This is a genomic window from Faunimonas sp. B44 (assembly GCF_052655945.1).
This window is the reverse complement of record NZ_JBQYEX010000013.1, coordinates 1-15,885: the sequence shown is the minus strand read 5'-3', so window position 1 is coordinate 15,885 and position 15,885 is coordinate 1. Positions and strand designations below refer to the sequence as shown.

The following is a 15,885-nucleotide window of genomic DNA, read 5'->3' as shown; positions in this document are numbered from 1 at the left end:
TCGTACGCGACCACCGGCCGTCCGGACCCATCAGATCAATGGTGCACAATGAGATCGATTACCCGTCGTCATCTTCTGGCGCTCGCCGGAACATCGGCAGCCTTGGCCGGAACGAATGCCTTCTTGCCGGGTGCGGTCCGGTCCGCATTCGCCGGGGCAGCAACCCCGCTCAGGATCGAACGTCGAACGCTCGATGTCCGCGGTCGCGCGGCATCTGTCTTCGGGATTACCAGACCTGGCGGCTCGCACGGGATCGCGCTCGATCCGGGCGAGGCCTTTGCCGTCGACCTTCACAACGCCACGGCCGAGGACACCATTGTCCATTGGCATGGTCAGACGCCCGAGTGGAGCAAGGACGGCGTTGTCATCGGGCCTCACGCGGCACTCCGGCCGAACGAAGTCCGGCGCTATGATTATGAGCCGCGGCCAGGCACCCACTGGATGCATTCGCATCTCGGCCTGCAGGAGCAGCTGCTGCTGGCGGCGCCGCTGATCGTCCGCACTGCTGAGGACCTCCGGGCCGATGCGCAGGAGGTTATCGTCCTCCTGCACGATTTCACATACCGCGATCCCGCCGAGCTGCTCGCCGACCTCCGGGGCAGCGCCATGGCACATGCGACGGAGAACTTGCTGTCGATGGGCCACGGAGGCATGGCCGGCATGGACCACATGACCGGAGGCGAGCCCGATGTCCCGCTTTCCGGTCTCACGGCGGCACCCGACGCCCACGCCGGTGGTCCCGGTCAGCCCGACCTGAACGACGTCGAGTATGACGCGTATCTCGCCAATGACCGCACCCTCGACGACCCGGAGATCGTCACCGTGGAGCGCGGCGGCCGGGTCCGGCTGAGGATCATCAACGGCGCGACGACCAGCGCATTTCAGATCGATCTCGGCACCCTCCAGGGCACGGTGATTGCCGCCGACGGCAACCCCGTACGGCCGGTCAAGGGCAGGCGGTTTGGCATGACCATGGGCCAGCGGCTCGACGTCGTTCTCACCCTGCCACGCGAAGGCGGCGCCTGGCCGATCCTCGCACAGCGGGAGGGCGACAGGGAAAGAACGGGAATTATCCTCGCAACGAAAGGAAGTCTCATCGCCCGGGTCTCCGGAGAGGCCGGAAGCGCACCACCGCCGGTCGATCTTTCCCTTGAGGAGAGCCTATTCGCGGTTGATCCGCTTCCGCACCGGCATGCCGATGTCACCTTCCGCACCGCATTGACCGGCAGGATGATGGGCTACGTCTGGTCCATCGACGACCGGACCTGGGGGAACCACACACCGATCGAAGTGCATCCGGGTCAGCGCGTGGCGATCGAGATGCGCAACGCGAGTGCGATGGCCCACCCGATGCATCTACACGGGCATCACTTCCAGGTCGTCGGGATAAACGGGCGCCCGCTGAAGGGGGCCGTGCGCGACACGGTCCTGGTGCCGGTGAACGGCGCCGTGACCATCGCCTTCGATACCGACAATCCGGGCCGTTGGCCCTTCCACTGCCACAACCTCCTCCACATGGCCGCCGGCATGATGACCGAGGTTGCCTACGAGACTGCGTCCGGACGGAGCTGAGGGAGATAGCAATGAACAGGAACAGATCGACCATCGCAGCGGCCGTGACAGCGGCCACCATGCTCTGGGGCTCCGGAGCAATGGCTCAGGATAGCCAGGACCACGAGGCACACCATCCGGGAGCGACGCAGGAAACGCCCATCCGGCCAGCTCCTGCCGATGGGGCAGGAACTGCACCGGAGAGCTCGGCATCCACCGTTCCTGAACAAGGTGAGCCGGCGGCGAGCGGGTCGGGCGCGCCTGCCGCTTCGAGCGGCGGAATGGGCATGGGGTTGGGGATGGGCATGGGCGGCTCGATGATGACTGGCGGCATGGGGCAGATGATGGGCGCCGACATGCAGGACATGATGTCCATGATGCAGGCGATGTGCCCGGGAGCTGGTGGCGGCATGATGGCGATGGGGAGCCGACCGGCGGCTGGCGGCGTCACGATGCAGGGATTTCCGCTGCGGCACCTGGAGGGCAGCCTGGCTTTTCTGCGGACGGAACTGCAGATAACCGACGCACAGACGGACGCCTGGACCGCTTTCGCGGACGCTGTCCGCACCGGGGCGAAGGCTCTGCAGGAGGATGGCCGGGGCGACCCCGCCTCGGCCCGACGGAACGAGGCGCCTGCACAGGTGCAGCCGGGCTGGCCGACGCTTCTCGAGAGGCACGAGACCGCTCTCGCCGCACGTCTCGAAATGGTGAGGAACATCAGGCCTGCGGCCGAGGCGCTCTATCAGGAGCTGGATGAAACCCAGCAGCGGCTCGCATCCGAGCTGGCCGGCGGCTTGATCGGGGCGCCGTAACGAGGCTTGGCGAAGCGATGGAAATCCCGACCTGCGCGGCTTCTCCGCTCTGGCTGCGATCGTTGCGGCGCTATCTTGCGTTGCTGGCGATCGGCAATCTTGGCTGGGAGGCCGCGCAGCTCCCTCTCTACACGCTCTGGCGGGACGGCACGACCGCCGAGATTGCCTTCGCGGTCGCCCACTGCACGGCAGGCGACGTATTGATCGGGCTAACCGCACTCTTGGGCGGCCTTCTGGCAGCAGGCGGCGATCGATGGCCGGGCGAGCGCTTCGGGGCGGTGGCACTAACCACGATCGGAATCGGCCTCGGTTACACGGTGTACAGCGAGTGGCTGAACACCGAAGTCGGTGGCGCGTGGGCTTACTCGAACCTGATGCCGATCCTGCCCGGCATCGGCACTGGATTGTCCCCGCTCGCCCAATGGCTCGTCATTCCGGGGATCGCCTTGTGGTGGGTTCGCCCCACCCGAGAACTGGGGAACGCGAGATGACAGGAAGCGGAATGGTCCGCGTGGCGGTGAACGGCTACGGGGTGATCGGCAAGCGCGTCGCCGACGCGGTTTTCCGGCAATTGGACATGGTGCTCGCCGGGGTCGCCGACGTCGGGACGGACTGGCGGCTGCGCGTAGCGACGACCAGAGGTTTCCGGGTTTTCGGCGCCACCGCCGGGCACGCGGATGCGATGGCATCGGCAGGGCTCAAGATCTCGGGCACGCTGGACGCCCTCCTGGATGAGGTCGATATCGTCGTGGACTGCACGCCCAAACGGGTCGCAGCGAGGAATGTCGACGAGTACCGCCGACGCGGCCTGAAGTTCATCCTTCAGGGCGGCGAGAGCCATGCAGTTGCCGGCCACTCGTTCGTCGCCGAGGCGAACTATGCGAGCGCTGTGGGACGGGATGCCACGCGCGTCGTCTCGTGCAACACGACCTCGATCGTGCGTACCCTTACCGCTCTCAAGCGCTCCGGCCTGCTCCGCCGCGCGCGCGGCACCCTGCTCCGTCGCGCCACCGATCCCTGGGAGAGCCATCTCGGTGGCATCATGAACACGCTCGTCCCCGAGCCGGAGATCCCGAGCCACCAGGGGCCGGATGCGCAGTCGGTGGATCCCGAGCTCGACGTAGTCACGATGGCGGTAAAGGTGCCGGAGACGCTGGCCCATCTGCATTACTGGGTAGTGGAGATGACCCGGACCGCGAGCAAGGACGAGGTCATCGAGGCATTTGCTGCCTCCTCCCGAATCCTGCCGGTGCGCACCGACGCCGGGCTGTCGGCTCTGAATGCGATCAAGGAGATGATGGCCGACATCGGCCGGCCGCACGACAATCTCTACGAAGTCGCACTCTGGACGGACATGCTGAAGGTCGAGGGTTCCGAGCTCTTCTACGCCTACATGGTCGACAACCAGGCGATCGTGATCCCTGAGACGATCGACGCCATCCGCGCACTCTGCGGAACAGAGGCGGTTGCGGCTGCCTCGATCGCTCGAACGGACGATGCACTCGGCATCGGAGCCGTGACCGCACGTCTGCAGCCCAGTGGGAGATAGGCAAATGACTGCCTATCACAAGCACGAGCACGCAACACGCGCCCGCTGGCCGGTCGATACCGGGATCCGCCAGAGTCTTGCGCCACCGGATCTCGCAGCCGTCGCCACGCACGGCCAAGCCATGCCAAGGGACCAGGCCCACGAGGCGGATGACCATGCACTGATCGACGCTTTTCGCGTGCCGGTACTGGTGTTCCGCGGCGTTAACGATCCCCATCCTCTTTTTATCGCCCATGCTCCACCACTAAGTGGGACCAGTGACGGCGCCCGTGGCTTCCCGCCACAGGCCGGGCCGAGTTTCTGCGCCCCACGCGGATCGCACTCCTTGAGGACAATCCGATGACATTCCTCTCGCCCACATACCTAGGGGTCGGCGTCGCAGCCGTTCTCGCGGCTGGGATGATTGGCTATTCGGTGCATTCGGACGCCGCAGCGACCATCTCGATCGCCGAGCTCCTGCGCGGGAGCCACGTCCATGGTTTGGCGGTCGACCGCGCCGACAGCTCCCGTCTGCTGATCGCCACACACCATGGTCTCTTCCGCACGGCTCCCGAAGGTCAGGTCGAGCCGATCTCGGACATGCAGGATTTCATGGGCTTCAACGCCCATCCGAACGAACCAGGCATACTCTTCGCGAGCGGCCATCCCGCGGTCGGTGGCAATCTCGGTTTCGTGGTTTCGAACGACGCCGGGCGGAGCTGGCGGCAGGTGTCACCCGGTGTGAACGGGCCGGTCGACTTCCACCAGATGGCGGTGAGCGCGCTGGATCCTGACGTCATCTACGGCAGCCATGGCGGCATTCAGGTGAGCCGGGACGGTGGCAAGACCTGGAGGATCGCCGGCCCGGATCCGGCCCGCCTGATCGATCTTGCCGCGTCGGCTGACGATCCGGATGTCCTCTATGCCGCGACCGAACTCGGCCTGCTCGTCAGCCGGGATGGCGCCAGGACGTGGACCCCGATCCTTCAGGGCATGCCGGTGAGTCTCGTCGAAGTTACATCCGATGGCACGATCTACGCCTTCCTGTTCGGACAGGGTCTGTTGAGGGCAAGCGAGCCCGCAGCATCGTTCGCAACCATCTCCGATGGCTTCGGGGAATCGTACCTGCTGCACCTGGCGGTCGATCCCGGCGATCCGAACCGCCTTTTCGCAGCATCATCCGACGGCGAGATCCTTCACAGCATCGATCAGGGTCGCACCTGGGGAAGGCTGGCGGACGCCGAATTTCATGAGAGCAAGGAGTAATGGACATGATGGACGGAACGGGCTGGGGCATGGGCGGAATGGGGATCGTCTGGATCCTCGTCGCCGTCCTGCTTGTCCTCGGGATTGCTGCACTTCTCAAATACCTGACCGGCGGCCGCCGATGAAGATGGAGACCAACCGACATCGGGCGTTTTCTGCCGGTTCAACGACGAACTCGACTGATGTGTCGGCGGCGGTACGGTTGGGAGCCGCGTGAATAGTATTCCTCAGCACAAGGATGCCAGTATGGAGCAGCACAAAGGGATGATGGGCATGAGCTGGGTCCGGTTAGCGGCAATGATCGCGACCTCGACGTTCATCATGTTCTTCCTGATGTACCAACTCGTCTACTCGTTCGACCACGCATTCTTCAGCATCAACCGGTTCGTGGCCTCCCTGGTCATGGGCAGCGTCATGACGCTCGTCATGCTCGGGTTCATGTGGTCCATGTACAAAGGCACGATCGCCAAGGTTGCCGTGCTGGCATTCGCCGCCTTGGCCGGCGTCGGCTTGCTCTACGTGAACAGAAATCAGCTTCTGGTGGACGACGTGAGGTTCATGCGCTCAATGATTCCGCATCACTCGATCGCTATCAACAATGCGCGAAAGGCGAGCATCAGTGACCCGCGCGTGCGCGAGCTCGCTGACAAGATCATCGAGTCACAGGTGCTCGAGATAACCGAGATGAAGATGCTCATCGCCGACATCGAAGAGAGCGGCTTGCGCGGGACGACGGAACTGCCGGCAAAGCCGGCAGATGTGACACCCGAAGTGGTGAGTGAAGCCAGGAAGGCGCTCGAGTAGCCCTTCGGTCACACAGGCGCAGGCATTCGTTGTGGTGCGGGACGGGATGGCCGTGCCGGAAGGAAGGGGTTTTCGTGGACAGGGCCGCTTTCGGGCCCCGCGCGCGTTGCCGCCCTGTACGCGCAAGCCGTGCCGCACATCTGGCTCGCCGAGGGGTGCCATGCAAGAACAGCTCCTTTCCGGGATTCTACAGAAGCTCGGTAAAACCGAACGAGAGCATGTTCCCCTGCAATCCGTGTTGGCGGCCGTGGGGACGCGCGTCCACGGGACCGCCCTGTTCATCCTGTCCGTACCCGAGGCGGTGCCGCTCCCGATCCCCAGCGCCTCCATGATCCTTGGGATGCCCATCATCATGATTGCAGGCCATCTGGTGATCTTCGGAGAGCGGGCCGGACTGCCGCGCCGGATGCAGACCCTGCCGGTCCCGGCTCGTACGTTGCGGCTGATCGCGCGCTACCTCTCGCCCATCCTCCGGATAATGGAGCGCGTCTCGCGTCCGCGCCTCGGCCAGGTCGCCGGCCGTGAGCGGGTGATCGGACTGGTCTGCGTGTATCTTGCGGTCATCCTTCTGCTCCCGATCCCGTTCTTCAACGCCATCCCGGCCACGCTGCTTGCCATCATCGCCTGGGGCATGATCCAGAGGGACGGGATGGCGATCGCCGCAGGTTTGGTCGGAACCGCCCTGATCACCGTCGGCGTGCTGGTGATGTCGGAGTTCATCGCCAAGACGGCCTCCAGCTTCGTGCCGGGCATGCGGTGATCCACCTGCCGGAGCCTGGAGAGGCCAAGGCTCGGAACGTATTCGACGCGAGCGCATGGCGCGTCCGACGGCTGAGGAACCTGAAGAGCACCCGTGGATTGCCGGAACGAGCACGCCGCAGAGTGAGACGGAGGACAATGATGACCTATTACCACGCGCGTACGGTGGATCTCCCGTTTGAGCAGGCGGTCGAGCGGACGATCGCCTCCCTTCAGGCCGAGGGCTTCGGCGTCCTGAGTGACATCGACGTGGCAGCTACCCTCAAGAAGAAGATCGGCGTCGATTTCCGGCCGTACCGCATCCTGGGCGCCTGCAATCCGCAGATGGCGCACCGCGCCCTTCAGGCCGAGGACAAGATTGGCACGATGCTCCCTTGCAATGTGATCATCCAGGAGGTCGATTCCGGACAATCGGAAATTGCGGCGGTGGATCCCGTTGCTTCCATGCAGGCGGTGCAGAATCCCGGCTTGTCGGAGACGGCCAACAAGGTCAGGGCGATGCTGATGAAGGCGGTTGACGCAGTGGGTGCCTGAGACCAGCCCTGGGCTCGTGCGTTCGTGGGCCCCGCAGTGGCGTGGGAATCGCGCTGCTCCTCCAAAGGTCGCGTGTTCACCCCTCCCACGGCCTCGGCCCGATCACCGGAATCGTGCTGACACGGCTGCGGGAAGCGGGGGAGAGGCCGAGGTCGGAGAGGTACCTGTGCATCAGCTCCAGCTGCTTGTTGGAGATGGCGAGCCAGGGCGAGGGCTGGATGTCGCCGGAGGGGAGCTTGATGAGGGTGGGCGTCTCCTTGAGCTTCCGTTCCGCCTCGGTCCAGCGGCCATAGGCCTGGCAATAGACGGCGAGCGCGGCCCGGTCGAGCTGGCTGATGATGCCGAGCCGGTGCATCTCGCGGCCGAGCCGCTTCCACTCGGCCTTCGCCGTGGAGGAGAGATGGGCAGGACAGGTCGGCACGGAATGCGCCGGCCTCGGCTCGGCCATGTCGAGCGGCCGCTTGCCGGGATTGCCTTGGATGCACTCGGAACTGTCGTATCTGGTGCCGGGTCCCAAGAATGGAAACAACTCGGACTCCAATTCGTTCATGGCGAAGGAACGGATGCAACGCGGTATGCAAACGAAGCTCCTGCACAGCGACAACGACCAGCGGACATTCATCGTCGTTCTTGAGACGGGCGAGGAGGTGATGGGCTACCTGAGGTGCTTCGCTGCCCGGGAGCAGCTCTCGGCCGCTCAGATAACCGCCATTGGCGCATTCAGTGACGCCACCTCTTCTTCTTCGACTGGGACAAGAAGGAGTATCTGGAGATTCCGGTGACAGAGCAGGTGGAGGTCGCGTCGCTGATCGGCGACATCGCCCTCGATCCCAAGGGTGAACCCGCGGTGCATGTCCATGTCGTTCTAGGGAAGCGGAGCGGCGCGGCTGTCGCCGGTCACCTCGATTGGGCCCTTGTTCGGCCGACGCTCGAAGTCGTCATAACGGAAAGCCCGGCGCATCTTCGGAAGGTCATGGATCCGGAAACCGGACTGGCGCTGATCAAACCTCGTGCGTAAGGCGCGGCGAAACGGCCGAAGCTGACGTCCGGTCCTAATGCCGGCTACGGTGGGTAATCGGCACGGTTCCACATCCCTGCCGCGGATCGCTCAATCCGCTGCCAAAGCCGTGGCGAGGATGGTCATCCTGCCCGCGCCCCTGTGTCAGTCCTGGAAAATTGAACCACAATGCGCCTGTCGGACCGGATCACGGCTCCATATTCCGTGTCGAGCGGCATTGCTTCCGGAAAGATCAGATCGTTGAAGCGGATGCGCCTGATCCGCCGCGCCTTCACTGTGAGCGCATACGGCCCGACCGGATTGCGGTCTGCGTAAAGGATATCGATCTCGATCCGGGCCTCCACCTCGCAGGTATTCAGGACCACGATCTCGTCGCGGCTGGTGAATTCAGGCTTCGGTCCGCTGCTGCGGAGCGGAACACGGCCGCCGGACTGCGCCCAGATGCGGCATCCCAGTTCCCTCACCGGCCGCTCTCCACCCCGAGGATCTTTCGCAGGTAGGGTGTCAGGAATACGCCATGGGGATCCATGCGCCTGCACAGGTCAAGGAAATCGCCCCAACGCGGGTAGAGCGTTCGCAGGTCAGGAGCTGTCAGACTGTGCTTCTTGGCCCAATGCGGACGACCGCCGTGATCGCGAAAGATCGGCTCCAGGTCCGCGAAATAGTCGGCCGATGGGAGCGATGCATTCTGATGAAGCGAGATGGTCGTCGTCGGCCTGCCATGCGCCTCGCTCAGCCAGCTGTCGTCGGCCTTCACGAAGCGATAGAGCAGCCGCCAGCCGACGGAACGCCGCCACTTCTCCAGGATGCGGCGCCGCAACGCGCGCAGGCAATCCGGCCCCGCTTCGGACGGCAGCGCATACTCCATCTCGTCGAAGAGATGCTTCATGGAACTGTGCTTCGGAATGACTACGTGCGGCGAACCTGTCCGGTCCTCTATCAGGCGGGCAAAGCTGCGGTAATCTCGCATCGAAGCCGGCTCGTTCAGGCACCTGAGCTTCACCTCGTCGCTGCGCGGATACCAGTAGAAGTCGAAATTGCGGTTCCCGTCCGCCAGCACGTCGAGGCGGCTCATGCAGGTCTCGAAATCGGTGCACCACACTCCTGGCGCCGCAGCTCGCCGAAGGGAATGGCCTGGATCCGGACGGAGGTGAGAGTGCCGAGCGTGCCGAAGGAGACCCGCAGCGCCCTGACACAGTCCGGATCGCGCTCGAAAGAGAACTCCTCGATTTCGCCGGCAGCAGTGACCATACGCCCGCCGACGAGCATCATCGACAAATTGTAGAGGTCCCGCCCGGAGCCGTGGGTACCCGTTCCGATGACGCCCACCAAGGTCTGGGTGGCGACGTCACCGAAATTGGAGAGGGCGAGCCCGACCTGGCAAAGGGCGTCACCCACATCGGTGAGAACGGTCCCCGCGCCCAGCACACCCTGGCAAGGGTGCGGATCATGGGCCCTCCAGCCCGGAAATTCTGTTCAGGGAGAGGAGAATGTCGTCCGTGGCAATAATGGGGGTCGACGAATGGCCCGAGCCGATGGCGCAGACGGTGCGGCCGTGCCTGGCCGCAGAGCGAACGACTTCGGCGACCTCTGCCTCGGTACCGGGTGCCTCGAAGCGGGACGGGCGAAACCGCAGACTGCCCGACCAGTTCTGCCACGCCTCCTCTACAGGGTTCTCGAAAGCCTGCCATTGAGAGCGAACCCCGCTTCCCGTCCCCATTTTCGGGTGTGGGTGCGAAGCGCGTGCGGAGTCCTGCCTGTCCAAGGCAACCATTATTCGGCTGGGTAGGCGAGGGTCGACAGGAGCGCGAGCTCAGCCTTTCGGGAATCAAGGCGAGTGTGCTGGACGACGATCGGTACGTCGGACTCGATCGCCGACGAATACGGCGTGTCGCGTGGAACAGGCTCAGGGTCCTGAAGATCGTTGAAGCGGACGTGCCGGGTCCGCATCGCGGGAACGGCAACATGATAAGGTCCGACGGGGTCGCGGTCCTCAAAGAACAGGGTAATCGAGACATCCGCGTCCCGGTCGGACGCGTTGAGGATGCATGCAGTCTCGTGAGAAGCCAGCGCGGGGTCCTGGCTGGTGCCCTGTGAAGGAATGAAACCCTCCGGAATGGCCCAGGTCCTGCGCCCGACCTCCTGACGCATCGCTCTGCCTCCTCCACTAACGGCCCCGTGCCATGGGCCTATGCGCTACATGCCGGTGTCGATCGGCTTCTCGACCTCGCCGCCGCTCTCCGCCCAGTCCTTGAAGGCGCCGAGATTGTAGACCTTCCCGTATCCCAGCTCCTTCAGTGCCTTTCCGCTCAGAGCCGAGCGGCCGCCGGACGCGCAATAGACGATCACTGTCTTGTCCTTGTCGAACGCCTTGTCGTGATACGGCGTCTCCGGATCGGCCCTGAACTCGAGCATGCCGCGCGACACGTGAACGGCGCCGGCAACCTTGCCTGTCTTCTCAACCTCTGGCGCATCGCGGACGTCGACGACCAGCGTGTCGCCCCGCGCGATCATCTCTCGGGCTTCGGCCGGCGTGATCCGCGGCACCGCCGCGTTCGCCGCCTCAATCATCTCTTTCACGCTCGCGGGCATGCTCGCCTCCTCCGCCGGATGAGAGAGTGGATCAAGCGTGCGGCCGTGGTGTCAATGGAGCGCGCACAGCTTCGTCACGACGACCATGGTGCTCGGCTCCGAATCACCAATTCACAGGGCGATTCAGCCGAAGCGACGCGAGCAACCCTGGAAGAGCGGCTGGCGAACGGCCTCCGGACCAGGAGGCTCATATACACCTGCGGCCGCCCACAACCGACCTGAGAACACACTGGTGAAATCTTGGTTGCCGGCGATTTGCCCCCGGCTGTCTGTCCGCCTCGAGGGAATGGGCCGAGCCCTCTTCATCCACAAGGCCGGGTGCTGGAACTCCCGCGTCTGTCGCAGGTTGGATTCCTCCACCAAGACCAGGAGGTCACCATGAGACGAGTGCTTCTGAGTGGCATCGCCACAATCGGCATTCTCGCTGCCACGGGTGTTGCGGCCCAGACGCAACCTCAGCTTCCACCGCAGCAGCAAGGCACTCCTGCCCCGGGCGGAGGCGGCGCGGACCAGCAGGCGCCTGGCCCGGGTCAGCAACAGCGCCAGCAGCCCGCGGGAGAAGCCGGGCAGGAGCAAGGTCAGCGGCCCGCCGGAGAAGCGGCCGGGCAGCAGCGCCAGCAGGCCCCCGCCGCGGCGGACGCCGGGCAGCCGCGTCAGCGGCCTGCCGCCGGCGAGGACCAGACACCTGCCGGCCAGCAAGGATCCGGGCAAGCGAACCAGGGTGAGCCGGGCCAAGCCGCCCCGGCGACAGGTTCGGCCGAAGGCCAGCCGCGTCAGCGGCCGCAGCAGGCGGAAGGTGCGCCGGAGCGCAGCGAACCGCGAGCAGGCGGAGGCCAGCAGGACCAGCGGCCGGCTCCGGCGCAACGGGCCGAGGAGCCAGGAGCGGACCGCCCGGGTGCAGAACAGGCGCAGGAGCGCCAGCAGGCGCCTGGTGCCGGCCAGGGACCGCAGCAGGAAACCGCAGGCGAGCCTCGGCGCCAGCCAGAAGGGCAGGCGCGGGAACAGGCCAGGCCGGGTGCCGGCGACCAGACCGGAACCACCCAGGGTGCCGCACAGCAGCAGGGCCGGGACCAGGCTCCGCAGCAGGACGCCGGTCGCGCCGCCGGGGGCGACAGGCCGGTCCGCGCGATCTCCGAGAACGCGCAGATATCCGCAGAGGAACGCACCCGCGTCACGTCGGCCTTCACCAGGACCGATGTCGAGCCGGTTCGGGACCTCGACGTCAGGATCTCGGTCGGCGTCAGGCTTCCTGACCGGGTGCGCCTCTACGACGTGCCGAGCGAGGTGATCGCCGTCGTGCCGCAGTATCGCGGCTATCGGTACACGATCGTGGAGAATCAGGTCGTCATCGTCGAGCCGCAGACCCTGGAAGTGGTGGACGTGGTGCCTGTCACGGGTTCGACGCGCGCGACCGCTTCGACGACGCGGGGCTCGATCAACCTCTCTGCGGAGCAGCGGACGACGATCGTGAGCACCCTGCGTGAAAGCGGCGAGGGTTTCCGTGCCGGTTCCACGGTCCCTGCTTGCGTCCAGCTGCAGCCCATGCCGGAGACGATCGAGGTGCAGGAGCTTCGGTCCTACAGCTACTTCGTCGCCGGCGAGGAGGTCATCCTGGTCGACCCGAACACCCGCGAAGTGGTCGAAGTCCTGAACTGATCGGAGCGCCTGCCGCACTGCAGTCGTGGCGCGGCGGGCGAACGAATGAGGATCCGGGATCTAAGGCGCGGGCCACTGAATGCGTTGGCTGTTGAGTCGAGGTCGCATTTCGTCGGTCAATGAAGGCGAACCGGTCCCGAACAGCAGTCTTGCCTTACCCGCTGCATAGACCGAGGCTCCGAGCGAGCGAAGCAGTGCCTCGCCCGCTCGGCGTCGGGTACGAGGTCACTCGACGATCTGCACGACCTTCCGGGTGCCGGGGTCGACCAGCACGCGCTTCTCGTTCACGACAGCGAACTGGTACTGATAGTTCGGTACCGGCTTGAGCACGACCGTCTCCGGCAGTTCCTCGCCGACCGCAACCGTGCCCTCGATCTTGACGGTGTCCGCCGGCTGTTCGATCACGTACTGACGAACTTCTGCCGGCGGTGGATCGATTGCCGTGCCCATGGCCGCACCGGCTACTCCACCCACGACGGCGCCCACCGGTCCGCCAATTACGGCGCCGGCAGCAGCTCCGCCAGCCGCTCCGGCGGCAGTGCCCTCCTGAGCGAACGCCGCCGGGGAGGCGAACAGTGCCGTGGCGGCGGCGGCAATCAGCAGCTTGTGCATGTCAGACTCCTGTCGATAGCCCCCAGCCTGAACGATGCCGCGACTGTGCAAGTTCCGGCCTTCCAGCGTCAGGCTTGTTGCCCGTTGTCGACTGGAGGTCGAACGACTGTGCACCGACCCCTGCGGGAACATTCTCGAGCCAAGTCACGTTGAGGCGTTTCCCTTGTACACCAACGGGATAGGCGATGCACAATGGTTCGGCGGCTGACGCTGGCGCAGGGTCGCACCTGTCACGACGGCACCTGCTAGCCATGCTCGCGGCTCTGGCAGCATTGCCGGCCTCGAAGGTTTGGGCTGAAGAGAACGCTCGCGTGCCCGGCGGCGGCTCGCTCCGGTTCGGCAAGGCTACTCGCTTCTCGTGGGAATGGCTGATCGCAAGAGCACGCGAGATGAGGGATACGCCATACGAGCCGAGACGGGATCCCGCGCCCGAGATCCTCGCGCAGATCGGATACGAGCAACATCACGCGATCCATCAGCCTGCCTCCGGCGGCATATTCGCGGCGCCCGGCCGGGATGGAATCGTCACCGCATTCCATCTGAGCGATCTCTTCCGCGAGCCCGTGCGCCTCAACAAGCTGCAGGACGGTCTCGCCTATCCGCTTCTCTACCGGAACGACTACTTCTCCCATCCCGCCGGCAGCCCGGCTTCCGACATGCCTGACGATGCGGGCTTCGCTGGTTTCAGGGTTCACGAGCGATGGAACGGCACGGGACAACCGGGAGACTGGTTGGCATTCCTTGGCGCCTCCTACTTCAGGTCCTCCGGAGATCTGAGGCAGTACGGCATTTCCGCGAGGGCACTTGCCCTTGATACCGCCGCGGCCGACGGGAGGGCTGAGGAATTCCCGGCCTTCACCGAATTCTGGATCGAAGAGATGAAGGGCGGGGTCATGATGATCTACGCGCTCCTCGACGGCCCCAGCGTCACGGCCGCATTCCGCTTCGAGGTCCAGCACCTGCCCAACGTGGTCATGGACACGTCCTGCCGCATCTTCCTTCGCCGCGATGTCAGCCGGTTCGGTGTCGCACCGCTCACCAGCATGTACTGGTACTCGCAAGAGAAGCGCTGGACCGGGGGCGACTGGCGGCCGGAGGTCCACGATTCCGACGGTCTCCTCCTGATGGGCGGAGACGAGGCGATCTGGAGGCCGTTGACGAATCCGGGCGAGGTCTCGGTCTCTTCCTTCCCGCTTCCCTCTGGCGGTGGTTTCGGTCTCATGCAGCGGGACAGGAACTACGCCAACTACCAGGACAAAGTCGCGTTCGAACGGCGGCCCAACCTGTGGGTGGAGCCGATCTCCGGGTTCGAAGCCGGAGAGGTTCAGCTCATCGAGTTCCCGACCGAGGCGGAGTATGGCGACAACATCGTTGCTTTCTACGTTCCCGAACGTCCAGCGGAGGCGGGCTCAGACTTCGCGTTCCGATACCGCCTTCACTGGAGCGGCGTAGAACCTCCTTCCAGTCTGGCCAAGCTCACGGACCTGCGGTTGGGTCTGCCTCGCCTGAACGAGCGGAAAGACGGAGTGCGGCTGGAGCGAAAGGTGATCACCGATTTCGCGGGCGGTGCGCTCGCCGGACTTGATCCCGCCAAGGCGGACATCAGCATCGAGGTGACCGGCGCATCGACGTTCAAGCCGGGCCTTTCCCGATCGCCGATGGGCCCCGCCCAATGGCGACTGAGCTTCGACATCTTCTCGACCGATCCTGCGCCAGTCGACCTCTCGATCACGCTGACGCAAGATGGACGAGCGCTCACCGAAACGGCTTTGATCCGCGTCTGGCCGGATTGACGTCGTTCAGCTTCAGCGCCTCGTCGAGGAGAGCGACGATTGCCCTGTCGATGATACTCGGTACCGGATTCATGCACCGCATTCCGGTTAGGCCGACTGATGGAGTTCGCAAGCACAAGGCGGCGAACCACGCCTGACGTGGAGTGCAGCGTGCGGCCACAGTGGAGTCAGCGCGTCGGCCGCACCCCCCTGTGGGCGAACGCATTCGGATCTGCGGCTGGGAGATCGAGGTCGTAGACATGGACGAGCGGCGCATCGACAAACTGCTCGTCGCCCCGATCGGATCAGGGCAGACGGCCGCGCATTGAGCCGCGGCATTACCGGAGCGACGGCTTCGCCTGGGGGTTGCGTCACATTTCAGGTAAGACTCAACGGCCCACGCCCCGCTGGTTAGCGTCCACGGAGGTGGTGGAGTTTTGGGTTTAGGCCGGGGTGGCCATCGGGGTGTGCGGCTAAGGTGGAGTTTGCCGACTTCAACCTGAGCCACGAGGACCCGATGACCGACGACAGGATGGCGCTGATGGAGGCGCTGCAGAAGGCCGATGACGGAAATTTCCTGCGCAGCGTCGCGGAGACCGTCCTCCAGATCCTCATGGAGGCCGACGTGGAGGGCGTGATCGGCGCCGGGCGCTACGAGCGCAGCGGCGATCGGGCGACCTGGCGCAACGGCTACCGCGACCGGACGCTGGATACGCGGCTGGGGCAGTTGAACCTGCGCATCCCGAAGCTGCGGACGGGCAGCTATTTCCCGCCCTTCCTCGAAGCCCGCAAGACGACGGAGAAGGCGCTGGTCTCGGTGATCCAGGAGGCGTGGATCGCGGGCGTCTCGACCCGCAAGGTGGACGACCTCGTCCAGGCCATGGGCTTGAGCGGCATCAGCAAGAGCCAGGTCTCGAAGCTGTGCAAGGACATCGACGAGCGCGTCGGCGCGTTCCTCAAGCGCCCGCTCGAGGGCGACCG

At 65.1% G+C, this 15,885-nt stretch carries 16 protein-coding genes and 2 pseudogenes; 12 read left to right on the top strand and 6 right to left on the bottom strand.

From position 1 onward, the window contains the following. Positions 1–102: 102 nt before the first annotated feature. The 8 genes from ACUN0C_RS16760 to ACUN0C_RS16725 all read left to right on the top strand — a co-directional run bounded on the left by ACUN0C_RS16760 (position 103) and on the right by ACUN0C_RS16725 (position 7,254). On the top strand, positions 103–1,572 hold the full coding sequence (locus ACUN0C_RS16760; RefSeq protein ID WP_445467546.1) for a multicopper oxidase family protein: 1,470 nt from the start codon (positions 103–105) through the stop codon (positions 1,570–1,572). A 278-nt stretch (positions 1,573–1,850) separates the two neighbouring features. Further along, on the top strand, positions 1,851–2,363 hold the full coding sequence (locus ACUN0C_RS16755) for a Spy/CpxP family protein refolding chaperone (RefSeq protein WP_445467545.1): 513 nt from the start codon (positions 1,851–1,853) through the stop codon (positions 2,361–2,363). A gap of 17 nt (positions 2,364–2,380) precedes the next feature. Continuing rightward, entirely contained in the window at positions 2,381–2,854 is a 474-nt protein-coding gene (locus ACUN0C_RS16750) for a hypothetical protein (RefSeq protein WP_445467544.1), read from the top strand. After that, positions 2,851–3,912 (top strand): type II glyceraldehyde-3-phosphate dehydrogenase, encoded by a 1,062-nt coding sequence (locus ACUN0C_RS16745; protein ID WP_445467543.1) that lies wholly within the window; start codon positions 2,851–2,853, stop codon positions 3,910–3,912. Before ACUN0C_RS16750 ends, ACUN0C_RS16745 begins: the two co-directional genes overlap by 4 nt. A gap of 339 nt (positions 3,913–4,251) precedes the next feature. Continuing rightward, entirely contained in the window at positions 4,252–5,157 is a 906-nt protein-coding gene (locus tag ACUN0C_RS16740; protein WP_445467542.1) for a WD40/YVTN/BNR-like repeat-containing protein, read from the top strand. Between the two features lie 246 nt (positions 5,158–5,403). Next, positions 5,404–5,961 (top strand): DUF305 domain-containing protein, encoded by a 558-nt coding sequence (locus ACUN0C_RS16735; RefSeq protein ID WP_445467541.1) that lies wholly within the window; start codon positions 5,404–5,406, stop codon positions 5,959–5,961. 46 nt (positions 5,962–6,007) lie between these two features. Then, the gene (locus ACUN0C_RS16730) at positions 6,008–6,721 is read left to right on the top strand and encodes an exopolysaccharide biosynthesis protein (RefSeq protein WP_445467540.1); all 714 of its coding nucleotides are present in this window, start codon (positions 6,008–6,010) and stop codon (positions 6,719–6,721) included. Positions 6,722–6,861: 140 nt separating this feature from the next. Continuing rightward, positions 6,862–7,254 carry a DUF302 domain-containing protein gene (locus ACUN0C_RS16725; protein WP_445467539.1) on the top strand — a complete coding sequence of 131 codons (393 nt, stop codon included), beginning with the start codon at positions 6,862–6,864 and terminating at the stop codon, positions 7,252–7,254. A gap of 76 nt (positions 7,255–7,330) precedes the next feature. Here ACUN0C_RS16725 and ACUN0C_RS16720 read toward each other — a convergent pair whose 3' ends face one another. Next, the gene (locus tag ACUN0C_RS16720) at positions 7,331–7,702 is read right to left on the bottom strand and encodes a phage terminase small subunit P27 family (RefSeq protein WP_445467538.1); all 372 of its coding nucleotides are present in this window, start codon (positions 7,700–7,702) and stop codon (positions 7,331–7,333) included. A gap of 127 nt (positions 7,703–7,829) precedes the next feature. Here ACUN0C_RS16720 and ACUN0C_RS16715 point away from each other — a divergent pair. After that, a pseudogene (locus ACUN0C_RS16715) lies at positions 7,830–8,272 on the top strand (PPC domain-containing DNA-binding protein). Between the two features lie 122 nt (positions 8,273–8,394). Here the strand turns inward: ACUN0C_RS16715 and ACUN0C_RS16710 are convergent. The 4 genes and pseudogenes from ACUN0C_RS16710 to ACUN0C_RS16695 all read right to left on the bottom strand — a co-directional run bounded on the left by ACUN0C_RS16710 (position 8,395) and on the right by ACUN0C_RS16695 (position 10,864). Beyond that, positions 8,395–8,736 (bottom strand): sensory rhodopsin transducer, encoded by a 342-nt coding sequence (locus ACUN0C_RS16710; protein ID WP_445467537.1) that lies wholly within the window; start codon positions 8,734–8,736, stop codon positions 8,395–8,397. Beyond that, positions 8,733–9,992, bottom strand: a pseudogene (locus ACUN0C_RS16705) (D-arabinono-1,4-lactone oxidase). The gene ACUN0C_RS16710 and the pseudogene ACUN0C_RS16705 overlap by 4 nt, the downstream one beginning before the upstream one ends. Positions 9,993–10,045: 53 nt before the next feature. Further along, positions 10,046–10,423 (bottom strand): sensory rhodopsin transducer, encoded by a 378-nt coding sequence (locus tag ACUN0C_RS16700; protein ID WP_445467536.1) that lies wholly within the window; start codon positions 10,421–10,423, stop codon positions 10,046–10,048. A gap of 45 nt (positions 10,424–10,468) precedes the next feature. Beyond that, positions 10,469–10,864 carry a rhodanese-like domain-containing protein gene (locus ACUN0C_RS16695; protein WP_445467535.1) on the bottom strand — a complete coding sequence of 132 codons (396 nt, stop codon included), beginning with the start codon at positions 10,862–10,864 and terminating at the stop codon, positions 10,469–10,471. A 378-nt stretch (positions 10,865–11,242) separates the two neighbouring features. Here ACUN0C_RS16695 and ACUN0C_RS16690 point away from each other — a divergent pair, with 378 nt between their 5' ends. Then, positions 11,243–12,520: a DUF1236 domain-containing protein gene (locus ACUN0C_RS16690; RefSeq protein ID WP_445467534.1), complete on the top strand. Its 1,278-nt coding sequence runs from the start codon at positions 11,243–11,245 to the stop codon at positions 12,518–12,520. Positions 12,521–12,745: 225 nt separating this feature from the next. On the opposite strand, the gene ACUN0C_RS16685 is transcribed toward ACUN0C_RS16690, so the two are convergent. Next, positions 12,746–13,132 carry a DUF1236 domain-containing protein gene (locus ACUN0C_RS16685; protein WP_445467533.1) on the bottom strand — a complete coding sequence of 129 codons (387 nt, stop codon included), beginning with the start codon at positions 13,130–13,132 and terminating at the stop codon, positions 12,746–12,748. A 251-nt stretch (positions 13,133–13,383) separates the two neighbouring features. Here ACUN0C_RS16685 and ACUN0C_RS16680 point away from each other — a divergent pair, with 251 nt between their 5' ends. After that, positions 13,384–14,925 carry a glucan biosynthesis protein gene (locus ACUN0C_RS16680; RefSeq protein ID WP_445467532.1) on the top strand — a complete coding sequence of 514 codons (1,542 nt, stop codon included), beginning with the start codon at positions 13,384–13,386 and terminating at the stop codon, positions 14,923–14,925. Positions 14,926–15,421: 496 nt separating this feature from the next. Continuing rightward, a partial coding sequence (locus tag ACUN0C_RS16675) for a transposase (RefSeq protein ID WP_445467531.1) occupies positions 15,422–15,885 on the top strand: 464 nt, incomplete at its 3' end.